This window comes from Microcystis sp. LEGE 00066 (assembly GCF_015207925.1).
Classification (GTDB): domain Bacteria; phylum Cyanobacteriota; class Cyanobacteriia; order Cyanobacteriales; family Microcystaceae; genus Microcystis; species Microcystis ichthyoblabe_A.
Map to the genome: position 1 here is coordinate 1 of NZ_JADEVX010000068.1, position 22035 is coordinate 22035.

The 22035-nt window shown below is 41.1% G+C and carries 21 protein-coding genes, 1 tRNA gene and 3 pseudogenes; 18 read left to right on the forward strand and 7 right to left on the reverse strand.

Annotated features, from left to right (window positions below; translation table 11 throughout):
• Positions 1-385 precede the first annotated feature (385 nt).
• Positions 386-1693: pseudogene (locus tag IQ224_RS11340) on the reverse strand (IS4 family transposase).
• Positions 1694-1901: 208 nt separating this feature from the next.
• On the reverse strand, positions 1902-2114 hold the full coding sequence (locus IQ224_RS11345; protein ID WP_002737353.1) for a DUF2839 domain-containing protein: 213 nt from the start codon (positions 2112-2114) through the stop codon (positions 1902-1904).
• Positions 2115-2270: 156 nt separating this feature from the next.
• Here IQ224_RS11345 and IQ224_RS11350 point away from each other — a divergent pair, with 156 nt between their 5' ends.
• From IQ224_RS11350 to IQ224_RS11370, 5 genes are all read left to right on the forward strand, one after another.
• The gene (locus tag IQ224_RS11350) at positions 2271-3506 is read left to right on the forward strand and encodes an LL-diaminopimelate aminotransferase (protein ID WP_194032956.1); all 1236 of its coding nucleotides are present in this window, start codon (positions 2271-2273) and stop codon (positions 3504-3506) included.
• Positions 3507-3597: 91 nt separating this feature from the next.
• Complete coding sequence (locus IQ224_RS11355; protein ID WP_194032957.1) at positions 3598-4434, forward strand: metallophosphoesterase; 837 nt, start codon at positions 3598-3600, stop codon at positions 4432-4434.
• A 243-nt stretch (positions 4435-4677) separates the two neighbouring features.
• The gene (locus IQ224_RS11360; RefSeq protein WP_002744552.1) at positions 4678-6507 is read left to right on the forward strand and encodes a tetratricopeptide repeat protein; all 1830 of its coding nucleotides are present in this window, start codon (positions 4678-4680) and stop codon (positions 6505-6507) included.
• Positions 6507-7604: a glycosyltransferase family 1 protein gene (locus IQ224_RS11365; RefSeq protein ID WP_002744554.1), complete on the forward strand. Its 1098-nt coding sequence runs from the start codon at positions 6507-6509 to the stop codon at positions 7602-7604. Before IQ224_RS11360 ends, IQ224_RS11365 begins: the two co-directional genes overlap by 1 nt.
• A gap of 219 nt (positions 7605-7823) precedes the next feature.
• Positions 7824-7910 (forward strand) — tRNA-Ser (locus IQ224_RS11370).
• A 180-nt stretch (positions 7911-8090) separates the two neighbouring features.
• Here IQ224_RS11370 and mfd read toward each other — a convergent pair.
• A complete protein-coding gene (gene mfd / locus IQ224_RS11375) occupies positions 8091-11600 on the reverse strand; it encodes a transcription-repair coupling factor (RefSeq protein WP_002744556.1) in 3510 nt (1169 codons plus the stop codon).
• A 599-nt stretch (positions 11601-12199) separates the two neighbouring features.
• Between mfd and IQ224_RS11380 the strand changes: the two genes are divergently transcribed.
• The 7 genes from IQ224_RS11380 to IQ224_RS11410 all read left to right on the forward strand — a co-directional run bounded on the left by IQ224_RS11380 (position 12200) and on the right by IQ224_RS11410 (position 17359).
• The gene (locus tag IQ224_RS11380; protein WP_002744558.1) at positions 12200-13123 is read left to right on the forward strand and encodes a metal ABC transporter solute-binding protein, Zn/Mn family; all 924 of its coding nucleotides are present in this window, start codon (positions 12200-12202) and stop codon (positions 13121-13123) included.
• Positions 13124-13133: 10 nt separating this feature from the next.
• Positions 13134-13829 carry a metal ABC transporter ATP-binding protein gene (locus IQ224_RS11385; RefSeq protein ID WP_002744560.1) on the forward strand — a complete coding sequence of 232 codons (696 nt, stop codon included), beginning with the start codon at positions 13134-13136 and terminating at the stop codon, positions 13827-13829.
• Between the two features lie 181 nt (positions 13830-14010).
• Positions 14011-14238 (forward strand): type II toxin-antitoxin system HicA family toxin, encoded by a 228-nt coding sequence (locus IQ224_RS24580; protein WP_002744562.1) that lies wholly within the window; start codon positions 14011-14013, stop codon positions 14236-14238.
• A gap of 2 nt (positions 14239-14240) precedes the next feature.
• Positions 14241-14462 (forward strand): type II toxin-antitoxin system HicB family antitoxin, encoded by a 222-nt coding sequence (locus tag IQ224_RS11395; protein ID WP_002744564.1) that lies wholly within the window; start codon positions 14241-14243, stop codon positions 14460-14462.
• Positions 14463-14589: 127 nt separating this feature from the next.
• A complete protein-coding gene (locus IQ224_RS11400; RefSeq protein WP_080612727.1) occupies positions 14590-14874 on the forward strand; it encodes a DUF1214 domain-containing protein in 285 nt (94 codons plus the stop codon).
• 289 nt (positions 14875-15163) lie between these two features.
• Entirely contained in the window at positions 15164-16039 is an 876-nt protein-coding gene (locus IQ224_RS11405; RefSeq protein ID WP_002744568.1) for a hypothetical protein, read from the forward strand.
• A gap of 198 nt (positions 16040-16237) precedes the next feature.
• Positions 16238-17359, forward strand: a complete 1122-nt coding sequence (locus tag IQ224_RS11410; protein WP_002744569.1) for a hypothetical protein — start codon at positions 16238-16240, stop codon at positions 17357-17359.
• Between the two features lie 74 nt (positions 17360-17433).
• Here IQ224_RS11410 and IQ224_RS11415 read toward each other — a convergent pair whose 3' ends face one another.
• Together IQ224_RS11415 and IQ224_RS11420 are read right to left on the reverse strand one after the other, a co-directional pair.
• Positions 17434-17850, reverse strand: a complete 417-nt coding sequence (locus IQ224_RS11415; protein WP_002744576.1) for a type II toxin-antitoxin system VapC family toxin — start codon at positions 17848-17850, stop codon at positions 17434-17436.
• Positions 17840-18073 carry a hypothetical protein gene (locus IQ224_RS11420; protein ID WP_036401137.1) on the reverse strand — a complete coding sequence of 78 codons (234 nt, stop codon included), beginning with the start codon at positions 18071-18073 and terminating at the stop codon, positions 17840-17842. Before IQ224_RS11420 ends, IQ224_RS11415 begins: the two co-directional genes overlap by 11 nt.
• Positions 18074-18291: 218 nt before the next feature.
• Between IQ224_RS11420 and IQ224_RS11425 the strand changes: the two genes are divergently transcribed.
• The gene (locus IQ224_RS11425; protein ID WP_002735173.1) at positions 18292-18492 is read left to right on the forward strand and encodes a type II toxin-antitoxin system HicB family antitoxin; all 201 of its coding nucleotides are present in this window, start codon (positions 18292-18294) and stop codon (positions 18490-18492) included.
• Positions 18489-18698 (forward strand): annotated as a pseudogene (locus IQ224_RS11430) (type II toxin-antitoxin system HicA family toxin). The gene IQ224_RS11425 and the pseudogene IQ224_RS11430 overlap by 4 nt, the downstream one beginning before the upstream one ends.
• Before the next feature lie 62 nt (positions 18699-18760).
• On the opposite strand, the gene IQ224_RS11435 reads toward IQ224_RS11430, so the two are convergent.
• Positions 18761-19060, reverse strand: a complete 300-nt coding sequence (locus IQ224_RS11435) for a peptidoglycan bridge formation glycyltransferase FemA/FemB family protein (protein WP_002744571.1) — start codon at positions 19058-19060, stop codon at positions 18761-18763.
• A gap of 387 nt (positions 19061-19447) precedes the next feature.
• Between IQ224_RS11435 and IQ224_RS11440 the strand changes: the two genes are divergently transcribed.
• The 3 genes from IQ224_RS11440 (at position 19448) to IQ224_RS11450 (ending at position 20509) form a co-directional block, all read left to right on the forward strand.
• A complete protein-coding gene (locus IQ224_RS11440) occupies positions 19448-19654 on the forward strand; it encodes a hypothetical protein (protein ID WP_002736760.1) in 207 nt (68 codons plus the stop codon).
• A 298-nt stretch (positions 19655-19952) separates the two neighbouring features.
• On the forward strand, positions 19953-20195 hold the full coding sequence (locus tag IQ224_RS11445) for an AbrB/MazE/SpoVT family DNA-binding domain-containing protein (protein WP_084990079.1): 243 nt from the start codon (positions 19953-19955) through the stop codon (positions 20193-20195).
• Positions 20189-20509: a type II toxin-antitoxin system PemK/MazF family toxin gene (locus tag IQ224_RS11450; protein ID WP_002735990.1), complete on the forward strand. Its 321-nt coding sequence runs from the start codon at positions 20189-20191 to the stop codon at positions 20507-20509. Before IQ224_RS11445 ends, IQ224_RS11450 begins: the two co-directional genes overlap by 7 nt.
• Here the strand turns inward: IQ224_RS11450 and IQ224_RS24100 are convergent.
• On the reverse strand, positions 20503-20913 hold the full coding sequence (locus tag IQ224_RS24100) for a type II toxin-antitoxin system VapC family toxin (protein WP_228036203.1): 411 nt from the start codon (positions 20911-20913) through the stop codon (positions 20503-20505). The genes IQ224_RS11450 and IQ224_RS24100 overlap by 7 nt on opposite strands.
• Before the next feature lie 174 nt (positions 20914-21087).
• Here IQ224_RS24100 and IQ224_RS11460 point away from each other — a divergent pair.
• Positions 21088-21908: pseudogene (locus tag IQ224_RS11460) on the forward strand (IS1634 family transposase); the annotation flags it as partial.
• Positions 21909-22035: the final 127 nt, after the last annotated feature.

A 22035-nucleotide genomic window follows, 5' to 3' on the forward strand; every position in this document is an offset into this window, starting at 1 on the left:
GGTGTGGGGTGTGGGGTGTGGGGTTTTACCTATTTTCAGGGCGTTCGGCGAAGCTCAGTCGAGCCGTGGTCAATTACCTAATTTTCAGGAAAAAAGTACCTGAATTTTCTCCCCAATCACTCCAAAGGTCGGCACTTTTTGAGGAAAAAAAAGTCTAAAAGCGTTATCCAACAAGGTTTTTAGATTTATTCAGCAAACCCTAATTAACCGTAACCTTTCAGGGGGGAACAGAAGCGCTGTATTGGCTAAAAAAAGAAAAAGCTACCACCATCAAGGTGACAGCTAAGGGACTTGCGCTTTGATAATGTACCTTTTGGGCGAACGCAGTTCGCCCCTACATTGTGGACAAAATCCGTTACTGTAGGGGCGCAAGCATTCATTGGTGTCAACTTAAGGGAAGAGGTTCCCATATTTGTCGATGGAGAGCCTCTTTCTCTCGATGTCGCTGACGTTCAGCTTTAATCAGTCCAAAAAGTTGAGCGCGTTCGGCTAAATAGCTGATTACATCTGGGTTTTCGCCCCGAGAGAAAGCCTTCGCTACATAGTAAAGGCTTCTAAAAACCATCTCGACAGAAATTTTTTCTTGCGGCTGATGGAGAGCGACAGCCACATCTTGAACTATCTGAGTGAGAACAGTATAGAAAATCAAGGTAGTGAGAATTTGGATTTGTACGCCGTTAGTGTGTCCAACCCATAAATAGGCCAGTCCTAAGAGTCGCTTAGTTAAGAGAAAAGCTTCTTCTATCTGCCATCTTCTTCTATACAAATCACAAACTTCCTCAGCGGATAGTTGTTGAGAATCAAGCACGTTTGTCAAATAATCATACCAAGTATTTCCCCAAAGGACTGAGACTAATCTGACGGTCGAATGGCAAGGATTAGAGCGATACTGACCGAGGGTAATAATCTCATCTCAGTAAAGTTTTCCTGCGGACAAAACTTGCTTTATTTGGTAAGATGTTTTCCCCCTCATGCGGGTAAGGTCAAACCACGGAAAACTAAAAAAGCCTAGGTCAACGACTAGCAAGCCTGATGTAGGTAGCTCATTTATTAATTGTTCTACCCATACTTTATCGTTACATCTCTCATTTTTCTGATACCATACTGTCACAGGTACTTGCGTAAATGCCTCAACAATCATCATTATTCTTCCAGCCAATTTCCCAGATTCCTTCTCGGAAGCTTTCAGGCTTTTCCTCAGCTGCTCTAGGGTTGAGCCATCGGCTATCCAAATAACACTGAATTTTTCTCTCACCTTTTGCCATTTCTCAGCTATGCTAATTTTACCTGACATTTCTTTTCTTTTTTCTAAAATATTTCTCAGCAGCAATACAAAGATTTCCGTAGGTAAGCTCATCAATCTTTTGGATACAGCTTGCTTACTTACTTTTAGAGGTTCTACCCAGAGTAATCCTTCCTCTTTTCAGACTCTTACAGCTTCACTTAATCCCGCTATCTAGCGATAGACTAAGCTTACCAATAAGGCGACCACCACGGGTAAGGTTAATAATCTATCTCTCATGATTTTTTCATGATTTCCTTGCATATATTTTAGCGGCGTAAATAATCTTGGCTCTAGGTATTTTTTAAGTTCTTCTATTACTTGTGGGATTTCTGGGCTTGGGCATTGATGTGGTCGCCGCAAATCTGGATTCCCCTGTTTTCTCGGTCGTTGCTTAGAGCGCTTTTTCACTGACCCACCTCTGACTTCCTCACCCTATTTTACCATTTTTTACTTCCTTCCTCTTGGATAATCAGCTACCTTTTATAATTAAGCTTCTTGCTTAAGTTGACACCAATGGCAAGCCTTGCGCCCCTACAGTAACGGATTTTGTCCACAATGTAGGGGCGAACTGCGTTCGTCCAAAAGGTACATTATCAAAGCGCAAGTCCCTAACCAGTTATTGGACATTCCACCAACCGAAAGCTGGCCCGACAAAGCGAATAACCACCCAAACCCCGGCTAAAACTCCTATACCAATCCAGGCACCCCTAGTGGTTAACTTGTAAGCTTGGGCCGCTTGACTTTTGGTAATTGGTAGCCAAGGCAGGATATTTTCTTCCTGTCCATACTTATCACCTAGGGCCGATTGACGACGTTTTGATTCACCCATACTAATGTCAGTTATTAAGAGGTTTTTCTCTGATTGTATATCGAAAGACAACAGGCCACACCCAATCCTAGTCCATCAAGGAGGGCGATCGAAACTAACGGCCGATGACCGACTATTATAGAATTAAAGGTTGCGACTGAAACGAGAATAATAATTATGGCAACCATTAACAGTAATTACTTAAAACTAAAAGCGGGTTATCTTTTCCCAGAAATTGCCCGACGAGTCCAAGCTTTTGCGGCAGCCAATCCCGATGCTAACATTATCCGTCTGGGGATTGGGGATGTCACCGAACCTTTGCCCCTAGCTTGTCGCGAGGCCATGATTAAAGCAGTGGAGGAAATGGGCGATCGCTCTAGCTTTAAGGGTTACGGGCCTGAACAGGGTTATGCTTGGTTAAGGGAGAAAATCGCCGTCCATGATTTTCAGGCTCGCGGTTGTGAGATAAGTGCCGATGAAATCTTTATTTCCGACGGTTCTAAGTGCGATACGGGCAATATTCTCGATATTTTTGGAGATAATAACTCGATCGCTGTTACTGACCCAGTATATCCCGTTTACGTCGATACTAACGTTATGGCTGGACACACGGGAGAGGTCAACAAACGCGGCGAATACGAGGGCTTGATTTATCTGCCAATTACCGCCGAAAATAACTTTACTGCCCAGATTCCGGCGGAAAAAGTCGATTTAATCTATCTCTGTTTTCCCAATAATCCCACCGGGGCCACAGCTACCAAAGAACACTTGACAGCTTGGGTTAATTATGCTAAGGCCAACGGATCGATTATCTTTTTTGATGCAGCCTACGAGGCCTTTATCACCGATGCCAGTTTACCCCATTCCATCTATGAAATCGAGGGGGCGCGGCAATGTGCGATCGAATTTCGCTCTTTTTCTAAAAATGCCGGTTTTACCGGGACCCGTTGCGCTTTAACCGTGGTTCCCCAAAGTCTGATGGCCAAAGCGGCCGACGGCAGCGATGTGCAACTCTGGAAACTGTGGAATCGTCGGCAATCGACCAAATTTAACGGCGTTTCCTACATTGTCCAACGGGGGGCCGAGGCGGTTTATTCCTCGGAAGGACAGGCACAAGTACAAGAACTTGTCAAGTTTTATTTACAAAATGCAACAATTATCCGAGAAAAATTAACTGCTGCCGGTTTAGAAGTCCATGGTGGCGTAAATGCGCCCTACGTTTGGGTAAAAACGCCCCAGGGTCTATCAAGTTGGGATTTCTTCGATAAACTGCTACATACCTGTAATGTGGTGGGGACTCCCGGATCTGGCTTTGGGGCTGCCGGAGAGGGTTATTTCCGGCTATCGGCTTTTAATAGTCGTGCTAATGTCGAGGCCGCTATGGAGAGAATTATCAGTAAATTTCCAGGCTAATCCTCAAGAGAGGGATGTTTGCGGAAGCATCCCCCAACAACCCCATCGGGAATTGATAGACTGGTAACTACTCACCGACAACGGCTCACCGATGCGACCCTTTTGGTTAGAATCCTTACAGGTAGAAAGATTAACGATCGCAATTGCTGGCCTACCGGCACATCTGCAAGGGATCAAGTTGGTGCAGTGGTCAGATCTGCACTGCGATGAAGAGCATTTGCCTGAAGCTGTCCTGCAAGAAGCGATCGCCATTACTAATCAGGAAAAACCCGATCTCATCTTCCTGACAGGGGACTTTATCACCTATAGTCCCAAACCAATTTTTGCCCTAGCAGATAGCATAAAAGCTCTCAAAAGTCAAGGGGGTATTTATGCTTGTTTAGGAAATCATGACAGTTATCTTCCGCAAGCAAGGGAAACGGTCAGATCAGCCTTAACTAGCGTGGGAATTCGGGTACTCTGGAATGAAATCGTCACACCCTACGGCGAAAATTTTCCCATCGTCGGATTGGCCGATTATTGGTCTGGGGAATTTTTACCGCAAATCCTCGAGCAAATTTCCCCCGATATACCCAGACTCGTCCTTTCCCACAATCCCGATACAGCCATGATTTTAAAGGATTGGCGCGTGGATTTGCAGTTATCCGGTCATACCCACGGAGGTCAAGTGACTATACCGGGTATCGGTTCCCTACCGATAATTTTAGAGGAACTTAGGCGATCGCTGCCAGAACCCTATGGTCAATGGGTTCCCCTTCACCGGCAGTTTAGCAAAGTAGTCCGATACTGGCAATGGTCCGAGGGATTTCATCGAGTCGGGGAAAATCAATTATATGTCAATCGAGGCTTAGGAACCTATTTTCCCGGTCGTCTTTTTTGTCCCCCCGAAGTGACAGTAATCACTTTGATCAACGGCAGTCAGTCTTGAATCAGTTATCAGTGAGCAGTTATCAGATTTAAGTTTTAAGTTTTAAGTTTTGAGTATGCCGCATTAAATCAGCTGTTGACTATCTAAATTACTCGTTAAGACTGCACCGGAGTTGGGAGTAGGGAGAGAAAGTTTGAGCATTTGTACTAAAATTTCCCCTACGCAGTTTAAATTCAGTACAGCTTAGAAGCTTACTACTGTCTTTTCACTGATTACTGTTTACTGATAACTGAAAAAACACTTATGACAGAAAATAGAGATAACTTCAACGAAACTTATAATGCACTAATTGAGCGCATTGTCAATCTAACTTTAGAAGGAAAAATTAGAGCTAAATCACAGGTTTATAACCTTTTGTCCGAGGGAGTAAAAAATGGCACAGGAGAAATTTTTGAGCGTTGTTTAACTGAAAAAATCATCGTTACTCGCTCACAGTTAGAAACAAAAATTAAAGCCACTAGGGTTTTGCGGGCCCTGGAAACGATCGAAAGTGAATGGGAAAAATATCAAAAAACCAATCAGCAAAATTCTCTCACTGCAGCGGCGATCGATAATCTGGTAAAAATCGATCGAGAGGATCGTTTACTGACGTTAGTGAATTTAATCGATCCCAATCAAAATAATGCTTTAACCCTAGAACAATTACAACAGTTAGCCAAGCATTTACAGACAGTTTCTCAGCAGCGGGGAGAAGCGGATTTATGGCAAATTGCCACGGGGATTAATCTGGGGTTAAATACTTGGTCAAATTTATCGAATGATCTCACCAGTTGGCTCTACGAACAAAATCGTAATCTTGGTTTTACTAATGATAATGAGCGAGTGACCCCTTGGCAAATTTGGGCAAGTAAAGTTAATCCCTCTTGGTTAAAACGAGTCTTAGAAAGTTTAGCTAATCAACAAGCTTTTGATTCTATTACTCAGGATTTAACTTTAACCGATTGGGTAGAAACTGCTATTGTTTTTCAATATATCCAAAGGGGACTAATTAACTTTTTTGATCAGCGTATCTATAGCGAAAAACTGGGAGCTAAATTATCCATTTCTACCTTTCTCACCTTTGCTTTAATTTGGTCACTGTTAACCAATAGTTTCGAGCAAGTTAGTAAAAATTCCCTCTATAGTCGCGGCTGTTTTCAGATGGCTTTACAAATTCTGAGAACCTTTGCTCAACGGGATTATTTTCCTTTATACGGAGGAATTTTCGCATCCTTTTCTGGCAGTTATCTCAAGGAGGCCTTAGATTATTTATCAATTCCTCTGCGTTATGTGGAAGGTACGGGAGAAAAGGCGAGAATTTTAACTTTAATTGCCTATTCTAATCGCATTCGCGGCGACTATCCACAGGCTAGAGAATGTCATCAACAAGCTTTAGAAATTGCTCGTCAACAGCAGGATTATGCTTGTGAAATAGCTAATTTAAACCATTTATCCCGTCTCAATGCTATCGAAAAAAACTATGCAGAAGCGATTAATTTAAGTCAGAGAGCCTTAATTTTAAGTCGTCAACAGGGTAATAGTTTAGGACAGGCTAACGCTTTAGCTAATTTGGGTTATAGTCAGGTACAGGAAGCACAACAGTTAGAGAGATATGATCCCGAAATTTATCAAACTTCGATCGAGTATTTAAAACAGGGATTAAAGTTAGCGGAAAGTCTCCAAGATTGGCAGAGTAAATCCCTTTGTTGTAGCAGTTTAGGTTTAGCATATCTTGTCCTCGAAAGAACCCAAGATGCGATTAATATTCTCCTACAAGGATTGGAATCGGCCAAATACTACGGAGATGTATATCTGCAAGGTTTATTACTAACTTATTTAGGGGAAGCTTACTATCAAGACAAGAATTTTGAACAGGCAATTTATATGGGTTCTCTAGGAATGTATTGGCTACACGAAATCGGTGCAGTGGAATGGCGACAAGCTGCTAGTCTATTAACAGTTATTCGCGGTAAAAATATCGCAGCTTTTGAACAGACTTTCAGTCAGGAACGTTCCTCCCTGATTAAATCTATTGGACTGGAAGGCTACCAATATATCTCAGAAATCCTCAGCAAATATCAACAGGATAATTAGTGAATACAAAGCATAACCTATTAATTAATCTCTCGGTACTTTTTCCCCAACCCACGGGAATCAGTACCTACATTCTTAACCTCTTACCCTACCTGAAAAATTTAGAACCAACCCTACTAACAGCTAATAGTTATCCCGACTTTAACTGTTATTCTATCCCCAAAGGTCTCGGCCCTGATCGAGGAGCGAAAGGTCATTTAAAACGCTTACTCTGGACTCAGTGGCAGTTACCGTCAATTTACCGACAATTAAAGGCGAATTTACTCTTTTCTCCCCTTCCGGAAGCGCCGATAAATTCTCATTGTCGCTTTGTCGTCATGGTCCACGATTTAATTCCCCTGCGGTTTCCCAGTTTTACTTCCCCCTTAACCCACTATTTCCGTTATTATGTGCCGCAGGTATTACAACAGGCAAAACATATTATCTGTAACTCTCAGGCAACGGCCAAAGATATCACTGAATATTATCAAATTCCCGCCGATAAAATTACTTCAATTCCCCTAGCCTATGATCATCATCACTTTCGTCCTATGGAAGATAATAAGCCAGAACATCCCTATTTTCTCTATCTCGGTCGTCCCAATCCCTATAAAAATTTACCGCGTTTAATCGCCGCTTTTGCCCAACTGCCCCCAGATTTAACAGATTATCATCTTTGGATTGCCGGCAGCTTTGATCGCCGTTATACCCCCAATTTACAACAACAAGCGCGGGAATTAGCAGTCAGCGATCGCATTAAATTTCTCGACTATATCCCCTACGATCACCTACCCAAAGTTATCAGTCAAGCCACTGCTTTAGTCTTCCCCAGTCTCTGGGAAGGCTTTGGATTGCCCGTTTTAGAGGCTATGGCCTGCGGTACACCCGTCATTACCTCAAATTTGTCATCTTTGCCCGAAGTCACGGCAACAGCGGCAATTTTAATCGATCCCTATCGAGTCGAGTCCCTAGCCGATGCCCTAAAAATTATCGCTCAAGATCGACAATTACAGTCAAAATTAAGTCATCTAGGCAAAAAACGGGCCGATGAGTTTAGTTGGCAAAAAACTGGTCTAGCTACGGCAGCAATCTTAAATCAATATCTAGGGTATGCTTAGGGACTTGCGTGGGAATAATATCCCAATCGATCGGAGGGCGCAAGCTTTGCGCCCCTACAGTAACGGATTTTGTCCACAATGTAGGGGCGAACTGCGTTCGCCCAAAAGGTACATTATCAAAGCGCAAGTCCCTAACCTGATCGGTCATCGTCGGAAAAAGAAAAATAATTTGACAGATCGGCAGCATTTGCTGTAGGATTGATGATCGTGACCTCAATTGGAGAGATGGCCGAGCGGTTGAAGGCGCAGCACTGGAAATGCTGTTTAGGGGTAACTTTAACGAGGGTTCGAATCCCTCTCTCTCCGTCCCCAAAGCACCTCATAAGTAGGGTTTGCGGCAAAAAGTAAAAAGTAGGGTGCGTTAGACGGCAAAAATTGTTGCTTTGACTTGAAGGTGACAATCCGTCGTAACGCACCACCTATAGCTGACTCTCAAAGCTACTTTTGGCTGATTGACGCGGCAAAGATTTAGAGTGAACCTCCCATCTAATTCCCCCTCGGTAAACCATCTTTACACTTAGCTAACCACTCCAATAAACTATCTAACTGCTGTGGTGGTTTTACCGCTCCTAAACCCCTGACTGTCACCTGTTTGGGACTATAAACAAAGCGTGATTGTATATGTTGGGGTAGGTGTTCTTGTAATAATTTCCACGCTGGTTCCTCCATGGGAGTTTCGAGGATAATATGCTGTTTTCCATCGGGTTTAATGCGCGAAAAACCGAGGGATTTAGCCAGATGTTTTAACTCGATTACCTTAAATAATTGTGCCACTGGGGAAGGAATTGCCCCGTATCTATCCACTAAATCCGCAGCAATTTGTCCTAAAGTTTTCTGAGAATTAGCAGTAGCGATCGCCCGATAGACATCCATTTTCTGCTCCGGATCCGATATATAATCATTAGGAATAAATGCCGTCAATTTCAGATCGATTTGGGTATCCTCCACTTGAGGAATTTCTTGACCTTGAATTTCCCGCAAAGCTTCCTGTAACATTTCCATATATAGATCAAAACCAATCGCTTCCATTTGTCCCGATTGTTCCGCACCCAATAAGTTACCAGCGCCGCGAATTTCCAGATCTCTAGTCGCTAATTGATACCCCGATCCTAACTGGGTAAATTCTTGAATTGCCTTTAATCTTTCCCGAGCGGTTTCTGTTAGTTCTCCCTTAGCTGGATAAAGTAACCAAGCGTGCGCTTGTACTCCCGATCGCCCCACCCTTCCTCGCAGTTGATAGAGTTGCGCTAAACCGAATTTTTGGGCATCTTCAATGATAATTGTGTTAACTCTGGGAATATCTAACCCCGACTCCACAATAGTCGTACAGACTAAGATATCCGCTTCCCCATTATTAAAAGCTAACATGGTGGTTTCTAATTCAGCCTCATCCATACGACCATGACCAATGGCAATTCTAGCACCAGGAATCATCCCTTGAATTACTGCCGCTTTTTCTTCAATTCCCTCGATTCTGGGTACTACATAAAAAATCTGTCCCCCCCGATCCAATTCATTACGAATTGCCGTTCTAATCACATCAGAATTATAACTAGAAAGGTGGGTTTGGATGGGACGACGAGAGGGGGGAGGTGTGGTAATTAAACTCATTTCTCGCACCCCAGAAAGGGACATATAAAGAGTCCGGGGAATCGGTGTCGCACTCAAAGTTAATACATCAATATTACTTTTAAAAGCCTTAATTTTCTCCTTTTGATTGACCCCAAAACGCTGTTCTTCATCAATTACCAATAACCCCAAATCCCTAAACTCCACCGCTTTACTCAATAACAACTGAGTACCCACTACTATATCCAATTCCCCCGTTTTCAAGCGCTGGACGATATCTTTTTTCTCGGAATTGGTGCGAAAACGATTTAATAAACCCACATTAATGGGATAGGGAGCAAAACGTTCTTTCAGAGTGTGATAATGTTGTTGGGTTAAAATCGTTGTTGGCGCTAATAAAGCCACCTGTTTATGACCCGTGGTGACAGCTTTAAAAATAGCACGAATGGCCACTTCTGTCTTGCCAAAACCCACATCCCCACAGACTAAGCGATCCATCGGGCGATCGCTTTCTAAATCCCGTTTCACATCCTGTATCGCTTTCAGTTGATCGGCAGTGGGTTGGTAGGGAAAAGAATCCTCTAACTCCCGCTGCCAGGGATTATCCATAGGATAGGCAAAACCCGATTTTTGGGCGCGTTGGGCGTAAATATTGATTAAATCAACCGCTAACTTCTTAACCGACTTCCTGACGCGAGCTTTCGTCGCTTCCCACGCTTTGCCAGAGATGTTATGTAATTCTGGCTCTTGAGTACCTGTATGACGATAACGGGAGAGATTATCAAGAGAATCGGCAGGAACCCGCAATAATCCATCGGCATACTTAATAACTAGATAATCTCGACCTTGCACTACTCCGCTAATTGTGCTTTCCTGCTTTTCTAGTTTGATAAACTGTCCGATGCCATGGTGTTTATGTACTACAAAGTCGAGGGGACGGAGTTTGTTCACGTCCACCTGTACCGAGGCTGCTTGCCGACGTTTGCGGACGTAACCGGCAGTATTTAAAAGATGTTGCCCGAAGAACTCTCGATCAGTAACGACGACTATGCGATAGGTGGGTAGTATAAAACCTTCTAATTCAGCTAATCCTGAGTATTTTAGGGCTGTAGCGGTGTTTTGAATGATTAAGCGCTCGATCGCCCCAAAATCAAGGGGATTGGGGATAAATTGGGCCGGACAGTCGTGTTCCTGTAATAACGAGACTGTGCGGGAGGGTTGGGCAGATATTAACCATGTAGCGTATTTATTTACTTTAATACCGCTATAAATCTCTCTTTTTCCCCGTAAAATTTCCGCTAGTTTGGCGAATTGTCCCGGATTGGTGGGAATCGGACGACTGGAGAGATTAAGACTATTTTCGGACAGGTGATCGTCTATTTCTGAGAGGTAGAGATGGGGAAATTTAACCGATATTTGCAGAGATTCGCCAAAATAACGGTGAATTTGCGGTAAAGCTGGTTCTATCTCTTGCCAGCGTTCCCCAATATATTCTATCCAGCGATCGCTTCTAGCTTGACAGCTTTCCAGTTCATCAAAGGCAATCAGGGTATTTTCGGGGAGATAATCCAATAAAGAGGCAGGTTGAGGGAAGGCCAAGCCTAAAAATCGCTCAATTCCCTCTGGATAAATGCCATTAGCCAATTTTTCTCGCTCTTCAGCCTCCAAATAATCGGCCACTGTGGGGGGAAGAGAAGGAGCAATGATCGATGCGAAGCTAGTGGGAGTAAGAAGCAGATTGGGGATAGAATCGAGGGATCTTTGGGTGGCAGGGTCAAATTCTCGCAATTTTTCCAATTCATCGCCGAAAAATTCTAACCTGACCGGTAATTCGGCCGAAACTGGGAAAATATCAACGATATCGCCGCGACGACTCCATTGCCCTTCGGTTTCTACCAGTGAAACCCGTTCATATCCTAATCTAGCTAGGGTTAGATCGAGGTTTTTGGCTTCTATAACCCTTCCTACCGCAAAATTATCGCTATACTGCTCGAAAACCTCTCTAGGGGGTAAATGGGGCTGCAGGGCCTTTTCGGTGGTAACGATCGCAATTCCGGCCTCTTGATGACTGATTAGAGCTTGTCCTGAGCTACGTCGAAGGGCCGATAATACCTGCATCTGTCCCCAAATCATCTCGGATTCCCGATTAAATCTCTCGTAGGGGCAAGCTTCCGAGGTGGGATAAAAGAAAACACCTTTCCACGTCATCGCTTCTAATTGTGCCGCCCAACGTGCCGCTTCTTCCAGATTGGCACAGATAATTAAAAGATTTTTTCCTTGACAACGGGCGAAAGCTGTGCTGATTAATCCTTTCGGTAAGCGGGCAAGGCCGGTTAGGGTTAAATTGCCGTTTTTCTCCAGTTTTTGGATAAGTTCGGCAGTTAATGGCGATTTTTCAATGTTGCGGATAACGGAGGCAAAAGTCATTTTTTAGTGATCGGCGCTCGGTTTTTGGTTAGGGTTTGCGGCAAAAAGTTTTTTGTGGGGACAGGGTGTGGGGTGTAGGGTTTTACCGATTTTGAGGGGGTCAATTACCTAATTTTCAGGGAAAAAGTCCCTGAATTTTCCCCCCGATCACTCCCATGTCCGGTACTTTTTGATTTCCCAAAAAGTCTAAAAGTCTTACCCAACACGGTTTTTAGATTTATTCAGCAAGCTCTAGTTAAGCTCTCCTGAATTTATACTGCCTATTGGGAGTTCTAGTACAAATGCTCAGGCTTCCTCTCCCAACTCCGGCACTCCGGTGCAGTCTTAACGAGTATCAGTTTCCAGTTTACCCACTACTTTTTGGGGTTAATTTTTTTGGGCTTTACTTGACTTGACCAGAGGGGGGTCGCAGGCGCACGGATTTTCCATTATCTATATAATATCATGTCAAGCGTTAGTTAGCAAGAGAAAATTTTTAATTGGGAGCGAAAGATCGAAGGACGAAAAACCAGTACATCTATACCGAAATATTTTCAGAATGATAACGATTCTCACCGACTGTGATAAGATCAGAATCATAATCAGACTCAGTTAATCCGATGGGTAAAAATTTCCAGTTAACAGCGATCGCTTTAACCCTGACTATAGCCAGCTTAACAGCTTGTAGTGGTCCCTCGGTCAAGGAAGAGGAAGCAAAGACACCCTTACAGGTGACAGTGAGTATCGTACCGCAGGAATATTTTGTCAAACGTATCGGCGGTGATAGAGTCAGTGTTAATGCCATGATTCAACCCGGGACAGATCCCCACACCTATGAACCAAAACCCGAACAATTAAAAACCACAGCCCGATCGCAAGCCTATTTTAAAATTGGTGTATCCTTAGAAGATGCCTGGAAAGATCGCTTAAACAGTGTTAACCAACAGATGTTAATCGTCGATACCAGTCAAGGGGTAGATAAAATCCCTTTGACAGCAGAACATGATCACGATCACGATCACGCTAAGGAAAAAAAACATCAAGCTGGAAAAAACACCCTAGATCCCCATATTTGGTTATCACCAAAACGAGTCAAAGCACAAGCAAAGACTATTTATCAAACCCTAGCACAACTCGATCCGGGTCAGGAAGCTATCTATCGGGCTAACTTGGAAAAATTCAGTCAGGAATTGGACGCATTAGATCAAGAAATTCGGCAAAACTTGGCAGGGATTAAAAACAAAAAATTTATGGTATTTCATCCCGAATGGGGCTATTTTGCCCAAGATTACGGTTTAGAGATGATTGCGATCGAAATCGACGGTAATGAACCCAGTGCTGCCCAGTTAAGTCAACTAATCAAACAGGCCAAAAAAGAGAATATTAAAGTTATTTTTACTCAACCAGAATTTAGTCAGAAAAGTGCCGAAACTATTGCTAGGGAAATTGGGGGACAGGTAATCCCTATCAGTGCCTTTGCTCAAAATTGGAGTGAAAACCTGCGACAAGTTTCCCAAAAAATGGCCACAGTTTTAAATCAGTAATTGCTTGTATATGTCAACGATCATTACCATTAATAATCTCTGGGCCGGCTACGAACAGGAACCTATCCTCGAAGATATTAATTTAACCATTGAAGAATTAGATTTCCTGGGAATTATCGGCCCGAATGGAGGAGGAAAAACTACCCTCCTTAAGGTTTTACTGGGATTAATTAAACCTTGGCGGGGAGAAGTCAGTATTTTGGGTCAAAGTGTCGAAAAAGGTCGGGAATTAGTCGGTTATGTGCCGCAGTTTGTCGAATGCGATCGCTCATTTCCCATCACTGTGGGTGAGGTGGTGAAAATGGGGAGATTGAGCAGCAAAAAACTCTGGCAAGGCTATAGTAAAAAAGATGAAGTAAGGGTAGATAAAGCTTTAGATAGTGTGGGAATGTTAGCGTTGAAAAAAAGATCGATTGCTGAACTTTCGGGGGGACAGCGCCAACGGGTTTATATCGCTCGCGCTTTAGCGGTAGAACCCCGTCTCTTGATTTTAGATGAACCCACTGCCAGTGTCGATCCCCAAATGCGTGCTAGTATTTTTTCCCTGTTGCAAGAATTGAATGAGTGGATGACCATTTTAATTATTTCCCATGATCTGGGAACCCTATCTACCTATGTTAAATCGATCGGTTGTCTCAATCGTCGTCTCTATTATCACGGCCAAAAATCTCTCACTACCGCCATGCTAGAACAAGTGTATTGTTAAGTAGTCGTGCAAAATTAATTTCTTGGTTAGGATAGGCAAAAGGCAAAAGGCAAAAGGCAAAAGGCAAAAGGCAAAAGCTTTATCGAAATGTGTAATTAATTTTGCTTAGGTACTTAAAAGTTTTCTCCTTTTGGGTTAAAATGGATTTCTGCTCAAGCTCATTGTTGAATGGCATTCACTCGTGTCTAAAAGGGATAAACTACTAGAACTACTCAAGAATAGTCCTAATAACGCAAGATTCAACGATATTTGTCAACTGCTAGAATTAGAAGGGTTTTCCCTTGATCGAATTACAGGTAGCCATCACATTTTTAAAAGAAATGATATTATTTTGGTCATACCTGTTCATAATAAAAAAGTAAAATCTGTTTATATTCGTCGAGTCCTTGAAATTATCGGAGATAACTAAAGATGAATTATCCAATTATTATTTATCCCTGTGAAGAAGGCGGTTTTGTCGCTGAAATTCCAGCACTATCTGGCTGTTTGGCTCAGGGTGAAACCTTAGAAGAAACCCTACAAGAATTACTGATGGTAAAAGATTTATGGTTAGAAACAGCCCAAAAATATAATCAAAAACTTCCCAACTTAGAAACAGAGATAGCGAAAATCAAAGCATTAAGCACTGTATAGAGCATTTTTGGGGGAATTGCGATCGCTAACTGCCGTCTTGACTTAAAAAATAGTTACTTAACGGGCTTTTTTGCTTTTAATCATGATGAATTTGTAATTATTCTGCGTTACGCTAACACATCCTACCGTGCTACTATTCTGGTCAGTGATTCTTGACAGTAACCAGATGCGATCGATGATTCAGACGGATCAACAGTTTCCTAGTGTCGGTAGTCAGACTAAGGGACTTTTGGTTAATGCGGATGGCTCTGTGGATCTCTATTTCGGGCCGAAACCGCTTGCGGGTAAGGAAAATAATTGGGTGCAGACAAATCCGGGCACGGGTTGGAATAGGATTCTTCGGCTTTATGGCCCGCTTGAGCCTTGGTTTGATAAGACTTGGCGACCAGGGGAAATCGAGTTATTGAAGTAGTCCTATCCAGAATATGGCTGGATCGCCGATCTGTTGCTTGGGTTGAGGTGATAAAATTTGGCGATCAAACTTTGTCAGAGAGAATGATTGCAGTAACTCGACAATTAGGTTATTATTTCCTATAGTTGGGTTGCATTTCTGAACCTTAAGCGACGAGAGTGGCGATCCCACTAAATCCTTTAGTCTGATGAGCATTGCAAACTTATAATGTCTATCAAGTTCCATAAAACCACAAGTATCTATTTTTATACACATATTTAACTTCTATTATAAATACATTCATTTTCCTATGAACATTGATGATTTTAAACACCTTTTTCCATTGCCAGAAAACTGGATCAATACTATCCTTCTATTGCTTTTCTTTGGATTTTTGCCATTCATTATTAAATCGATAACTCCATTAACTAAGTTATATTCAACCTTTAAAGAGTTTAAAGATCGCAAAATTCTTACGGAAAAATTAAGTCGAGGTGCATACGATAAAGAAACAATACAACAATCAACTAAATATTACATCAGTCCTAAGTGTTCAAATATAGATCCAGCCCAAGAGGAAGAAATACGACAAGCATTAATGGCGACAAGAGAAAGTTTATTTAAAAAAATAGATGATTTTTTAGATGATCATGATTCTTCTAAAAGACACTTACTCATACTAGCTGACTCTGGAACTGGCAAAACATCATTTGTTTTAAATTATTATGCTCATAATTTACGTCGAAGTCGAAACAAATCTCAAAATTTATTTTTAGTACCTCTCGGCTTGAAAGATGCTGATACACAAATTAGCGAATATGAAAATAAAAATGAGACTGTTATTTTTCTTGATGCCTTAGATGAAGATACGAAAGCGATTGAAGATCATCGTACACGCATCAGACATCTTATGGATGCTTGTCGAGATTACAAGCGAGTGATTATTACTTGCAGAACACAATTTTTTCCAAATGATGAAGAAATGCCTGTTGAAACAGGAATTGCTCGGGTAGGCCCTCGAAAAGCTGGAGAAAAAGGTGTTTATGAATTTTGGAAACTTTATCTTTCTCCTTTTGATGATAATGATATAGACCTTTATCTTCAAAAGCGTTTTCCCTTTTGGCTTTCTAGCAAACGGAAAAAAGCGGTTCTTCGGTTTGTCTTATGCAATAGACGGGAGTTATAAGGGATGGAACCCTTATAGAGAAAGACATTGGGCGATTTTTGTCAATTGTTTTTTATCTAAAGCGAACTAATCAATTAAATCCCTTACCAGATAAAGATTTTGTTGATTTATGCCCCCCTATCGAACCATAACAAGTAACGAAGAGCCAAAAAAGCTAAAGAGTTAGCTTATCGGATTAAGTCACTAAGTGTAAGACCGATGCTTTTAGCTCATATTCCTGATGTTATTGAGTCAGGACACAAAATAACTCAATCTTACCAGCTATATCAACTAATGGTAGATGCTTGGTTAGAGCGAGAGTCTTCTTGGGTAAGCAAAAGTAAGTTAGGAGAATACTCAGAACGGCTTGCTGTAAATCTTTATGTTAATAGGGAAAAAAGAGGAATGGAGAGAATTCCTTCTCAAGATTTAGAGGGTTTAGCCAATGAGTGGAATAGCGATTTGACACGATGGCAACTTAGTGGAAGATCACTTTTGAATCGGGATGCACAGGGAAATTATAAATTTGCTCATCGCTCAATCATGGAGTACCTTTTTGTTAAAAGGCTACTTCAGGGAGATTTTGGTTGTAGTGGTGTTATTCTTACTGATCAAATGAAACGTTTTTTGATCGAAATAATTGCAACTGAAAGTGATAATCTTAGTATTGATGAAGCTTTAGAGTTTTTTTTAAAAATAGAAGTTTATATTGATTACGAAGATCGAATTATTTTAGAGAGAAATAAACAAAATGCTCTTGATCAAGCACCTAATGCTGATGACTTAGAAGAGTTGATTAATTCTCAAGACGACTTTGTCGTTAAATTAAATAAGTTTTACAACGACGCTATGATTTTAATTCATTTTTCTGGGATAAATCTACTTTTGTCTCGCGATATAGATAATGGGATAAAAGATGAACTTTTTTTGAAATTACAAAGTTCAGATTTAGGTTTTAGTGATTCCTATATTAAGCAAGTTCTTGAGCTATTACTCCCTGATTTATCTAATTCAAGAGAATCTTTTATAAGGGCTAAGACTAGATTAAATGGATTACGAAAATACTACATTGAACAACTAATAGGGAAGACAATTGAAATTGGACTAGATAAAGAAATTGAAAATAGATTAGAAAGCAGAATTGGAATAGAAAAGAAATCTAGCTCACAAGCCAAAATACATCAAGATGTAAAACGTTTTGTAAAACTTTATGGTATTCATGGGCTAATAAGTTTTTCTTTAATTAATCAATCGTCATTCTGCAAGATCGAGCCTTTGTATCCTAATTTTAATAGTTTTGTTTTAAGATTAATTCCCGAAGTGCAATCACCGATCTTGTAGTGCAATCGTTTTTTGATGATGGGGAGGGGCGATTGCTTTTTGGGGAGGAGAAGGGGCGATCGCCTGCCCTGAGATTAATCTCTCAACAAAGCTCGAAAACCAGCTTGCTGAAAATGAATATCCGTTGTTAATGCTTCCGTTATTCTACGCTCTTCCATTACAATAAAAGAAATACAGTCAACAATTCCCCAATTTTTATCGTTTCTTTGACAATATAGTTGAAAAGCTTTTTGATAAAGAATTTCCGATAAGGGAATAACTGTCACTGTTCTGTCCTTTTCTAATGAGGACAATAATGTAATTGACTTAGAGCGATATTTTTGTTTAGATAAAGCATTGCCAATCTCTAAAATAATGGCTCTGGTTGTAACTAAAGGTGTTTTTGAAGTTTTTAATTGTTGGGCAATGGCAAGTGCTTTATGATGATAATCGTCCGTAGATGAAGATAAAGCGATCGCATAACTTGTATCGAGAAATTTCTCAGGGTTCATGCTCTTTTTCTTCGCCATATAAATATTTATCTAGATTTTCTGACCAATCAGAGGGTCCGTCTAGTTGTAATGATTCTGCTGTCTCTAAAAAAGAAGTGAGTTCATTATTTTCATCCGATAAGTTATCAACAATAATGCGAACACGAGTATTAGCCTTCAATCTAACGGGTTGCTCTGGATGAAAGACCTTTCCGTCAAATAATGCGTTAATAGAATTAAGCATGATCTGTTGGTGAAATGATTTTTACTTGAAATATCTATATTATAAATGTAACACACCAAATTGATTGTTATTCGCTGTCATCTTGTTGGTTAAACTTTAAAGCTGCCGCTTGGGATAGGAACGCAAAGGGCGATCGCTTTTTGATGAGGAGGAGGGGCGATCACATATCGTATTTTTCTATTATCATAGTAAAATCAGGCAAATATTTTGAAAATAACATGAAAATTAAAGCTCTAATCTGGCAAGAAGATGGTATTTGGTGCGGTTCCGTACCGGCATTGCCAGGCTGTCATACCTGGGGAGAAAGCTACGAACAATTATTAGAAATGTTGCAAGATGCGGTTCAAGGATGGCTTGAAGTTGCAAGTCAAGAAACAGAAATTGAAGCAGAAAAAGAGCTAGTCGAATTATCATTATGAAATCTATTTCTGGCCAAGCCCTTTGTGAAATTATTGAACGTTATGGTTAGCAGTTAAAACGCATTAGTAGTAGTCATCATATTTATACAAAACAGGGAATGAAAGTTATTTTATCCGTTCCTGTTCATGGCAATAAAGATTTACCAATTGGTACTCTTAAGAGTATTTTGAAAGATGCTGATCTGACCGAAGATGACTTGAGATAACGGTGATCGCTGTTTTCTTGTTGATTAAATCTTAAAAACGCGATCAGGTTTTCTTTTGAAATCTAGGGTAAAGCTGTTAAAACAAAACGGATAGACGTTGCCACTACCGCCGTAAACAAAATCCCAATCAAAGCCCAAACCTGCTTGCCCTGATTGCTGTCTACCTTTTCTATCTGTAATTCCATTTTATCGAATTGCTTATCCATTGAATCCAATCGTTTCTCTACATTATCAACTTTGGTTTCTACAGTAGCCAATCGAATCTGTACTTGATTCACATCTTTAGAAATTGTATCTAGCTTCTGATTCATTTCTGCTAGAACTTCGCGCAAATCCGTTTCGATGATAGTCGGTGTTGGCATAACTCATCTTGTTAATCAGGCTGACACACTCATTTTAATCTATTTTTTTGCTGAGAGAACGGCCTGGCTCTCTTGGGTTTGGTGGGTAAAATGTATTCTAAGATACATTCTTCCTAGCGAGGGGGTGGAACGAACCACAAAGACACAAAGGACACAAAGACTGATCAATCCTATGTAAGTTAAACTTATCACACAGAACCTAGAAGAGCCACGGCCTCTTCTCAAAATATAGCAATTCTCATTTTAAGGTTTCATGACATTAAAACCCTTGCACCTAGAGGGGTTAATAATTCTTAACGAATCTCTAGATCGCTGAAACAAGGCAAAATCGTTTCAAAATGAGAATAGCTGCCGTATAATGTTCAAATTCCTATGGAGTCCTAACCCATGCAAGTGAAACTTTCGGAGCAAATCTCGTCTGCGGATGCGGAAAATATTTTAAAGTGCTTACCAGACTGGATTCAGGATGCCCTGATTGCTCGCGCTACTGAAATTGATTATCCCGTTGAAGCAATCCTTGAGATGGCGATCGCCAGTTTTCTAGACACAGAGGCATTAAGTTTTGCCGACTGTAAGCCAGGGCGAGGTCAATAAGTGCGATCGCTCTTGTAGTAACGCACTAAATTGATTGTTATTCACCGTAATTATCTGATTTTTTGGATTTTTATTAATGCGATCGCCGAGCTTGTAGCTGATCTTGTAGTGCGATCATTTTTTGATGATGGGGAGGGGCGATGGTTTTTGGGAGGAGCAATTTTTTGGGAATGGCGATTTGGATGAGGAGAGGCGATCATTTTTGGGGAGGAGGAGGGGCGATTTTGAGGAGGAGGGGCGATCGCTCCCTAATCAGTATAAGTTGATATAATTATCGTATGTTTATCTGGTCGTCAAAATGTTGCTAAAAATCGTACAAATCGGTAATTCTCAAGCAATTACAATTCCTCAAGCAATCATGGAACAGTGTGAACTTCTGGACGAAGTTGAGGCGATAGTTGATGGAAAAAGAATTATTCTGAGTGCTAAAAAGAAGGTGAGGGAAGGCTGGGCTGAGTTATTTGATGATGCTCCTATTGAAGCCGAGTTACAGGATTGGTTAGGGGTGGAAAACGAGTTTGAGCAGCAAAATCAATGGTAGAAAGATTTAGCATCCTGTTGGTGGCACTCGATCCAACTAGGGGGTCTGAACTGCAAAAAACTCGACCTTGTGTTGTTGTTTCTCCTAGTGAAATTAATGCTCGATTAAGAACAGTCGTTATTGCACCAATCACCAGTACTGTCAAAAATTACCCAACAAGAATCCCCATTGATCAAGAAAATGTGCGCGGCAGTATTGCTTTAGACCAAATTAGGGCGATTGACAAAACCCGAATTGTTGCCACAATTGGCAGTCTTGACGAACGGGTAGCAATGGTAGTGGCTGATCGATTGGTTGAATTTTTTCACTACTGATTGTCACCGAATTTGTTCGGTTTTAGTATCGCTTTTTTATAAAACAGGGAGAGGTGATCGCTTTTGGGAGGAGCAATTTTTTGGGAATGGCTATCGCTGTTGGGTGATGAGGAGAGGCGATCGTTTTTGGGTGATGTGGGAATGGCGATCACTTTTGGGTGATGGGGGAATGGCGATCGCCTGCCCTGAGATTGATCTCTCAACAAAGCTCGAAAACCAGCTTGCTGAAAATGAATATCCGTTGTTAATGCTTCCGTTATTCTACGCTCTTCCATTACAATAAAAGAAATACAGTCAACAATTCCCCAATTTTTATCGTTTCTTTGACAATATAGATGATAATCGTCCGTAGATGAAGATAAAGCGATCGCATAACTTGTATCGAGAAATTTCTCAGGGTTCATGCTCTTTTTCTTCGCCATATAAAATATCTGAACTTTTCCCATACATATATACTACAATAGCCGAAAACCCTTATTCATCAATGGATACGCCCCTTAACTTTTCTTAATGTACCCATGTAATTTGTAACATTTCTTAATGGATAAGAATTCTCTCCATTTGCTAGAATGGTGGTCATGTATATAGAAAAAGTTCCTAACCGTAATTCCCCCCCCCCGCCGTTCTTCTTCGGGAGTCCTACCGAGAAGGAGATCAAGTCAAAAAAAGAACCCTGGCCAATCTCTCAAAATTACCCGATGATATTATCGACAATTTGAAACTGGCTCTCAAAGGGGCAACACTGTCCATGAATGAAGGCATTCCCAATCATTTTGAAGTGATTAGAAGTCTTCCTCATGGTCATGTGATGGCTATTTTAGAGACGATTAAAAAATTAGGTTTAGATAAAATAATCAGTGAAAAATCCTCACGAATCAGAAACTTAGTAGTGGCGATGATTGTGGCAAGAATCATCAATCCTAAATCGAAACTAGCCACAGCGAGAGGGTTTAATAGCGAGACTTGTAGTCAGAGTTTAGGACAATTGTTAGACTTAGAGAAAGCCGATGAAGACGAATTATATAACGCCTTAGATTGGTTATTAGAAAAACAAAAGAAAATTGAGAAGCACCTAGCAATTAAACACTTAGAATCAGGAACATTAGTCTTGTATGATGTCACTTCTACCTACCTAGAAGGAAATGGTTGTGAACTGGGAAAATATGGTGATAACCGAGATAAAAAGAAAGGGAAAACTCAGATAGTTTTTGGTCTGCTCTGTTCAGCCAAGGGTTGTCCGATAGCGGTAGAAGTATTTGAAGGAAACACCTCAGACGGTGCTACTTTAAGCGGACAAATTGAGAAAGTCAGAAAGGGTTGGGGGATTGAGAATGTGGTCTGGGTAAGCGATAGAGGAATTTTAACTAACTCGAAAATCAAGGAATTAGTAAAACTGATAGGGAGCATCCCAATTTTGCAATAAGTAGAAATGCTTAGAGACTAAAAACGTTAGCTAAGGCAAAATAAAGAGAAACAATTAAACGGTAGAATCATGAATACAGACCAAAAAGAACAACTAGATCAAC

What these genes read in the sequence shown, in the direction of transcription:
- IQ224_RS11345 (WP_002737353.1), bottom strand. Translation starts at nt 2,114, where the DNA reads ATGGGTGAATCAAAACGTCGTCAATCGGCCCTAGGTGATAAGTATGGA.
- IQ224_RS11350 (WP_194032956.1), top strand. Translation starts at nt 2,271, where the DNA reads ATGGCAACCATTAACAGTAATTACTTAAAACTAAAAGCGGGTTATCTT.
- IQ224_RS11355 (WP_194032957.1), top strand. Translation starts at nt 3,598, where the DNA reads ATGCGACCCTTTTGGTTAGAATCCTTACAGGTAGAAAGATTAACGATC.
- IQ224_RS11360 (WP_002744552.1), top strand. Translation starts at nt 4,678, where the DNA reads ATGACAGAAAATAGAGATAACTTCAACGAAACTTATAATGCACTAATT.
- mfd (WP_002744556.1), bottom strand. Translation starts at nt 11,600, where the DNA reads ATGACTTTTGCCTCCGTTATCCGCAACATTGAAAAATCGCCATTAACT.
- IQ224_RS11380 (WP_002744558.1), top strand. Translation starts at nt 12,200, where the DNA reads ATGGGTAAAAATTTCCAGTTAACAGCGATCGCTTTAACCCTGACTATA.
- IQ224_RS11385 (WP_002744560.1), top strand. Translation starts at nt 13,134, where the DNA reads ATGTCAACGATCATTACCATTAATAATCTCTGGGCCGGCTACGAACAG.
- IQ224_RS11395 (WP_002744564.1), top strand. Translation starts at nt 14,241, where the DNA reads ATGAATTATCCAATTATTATTTATCCCTGTGAAGAAGGCGGTTTTGTC.
- IQ224_RS11405 (WP_002744568.1), top strand. Translation starts at nt 15,164, where the DNA reads ATGAACATTGATGATTTTAAACACCTTTTTCCATTGCCAGAAAACTGG.
- IQ224_RS11410 (WP_002744569.1), top strand. Translation starts at nt 16,238, where the DNA reads ATGCTTTTAGCTCATATTCCTGATGTTATTGAGTCAGGACACAAAATA.
- IQ224_RS11415 (WP_002744576.1), bottom strand. Translation starts at nt 17,850, where the DNA reads ATGAACCCTGAGAAATTTCTCGATACAAGTTATGCGATCGCTTTATCT.
- IQ224_RS11420 (WP_036401137.1), bottom strand. Translation starts at nt 18,073, where the DNA reads ATGCTTAATTCTATTAACGCATTATTTGACGGAAAGGTCTTTCATCCA.
- IQ224_RS11425 (WP_002735173.1), top strand. Translation starts at nt 18,292, where the DNA reads ATGAAAATTAAAGCTCTAATCTGGCAAGAAGATGGTATTTGGTGCGGT.
- IQ224_RS11435 (WP_002744571.1), bottom strand. Translation starts at nt 19,060, where the DNA reads ATGCCAACACCGACTATCATCGAAACGGATTTGCGCGAAGTTCTAGCA.
- IQ224_RS11440 (WP_002736760.1), top strand. Translation starts at nt 19,448, where the DNA reads ATGCAAGTGAAACTTTCGGAGCAAATCTCGTCTGCGGATGCGGAAAAT.
- IQ224_RS11445 (WP_084990079.1), top strand. Translation starts at nt 19,953, where the DNA reads ATGTTGCTAAAAATCGTACAAATCGGTAATTCTCAAGCAATTACAATT.
- IQ224_RS11450 (WP_002735990.1), top strand. Translation starts at nt 20,189, where the DNA reads ATGGTAGAAAGATTTAGCATCCTGTTGGTGGCACTCGATCCAACTAGG.
- IQ224_RS24100 (WP_228036203.1), bottom strand. Translation starts at nt 20,913, where the DNA reads ATGAACCCTGAGAAATTTCTCGATACAAGTTATGCGATCGCTTTATCT.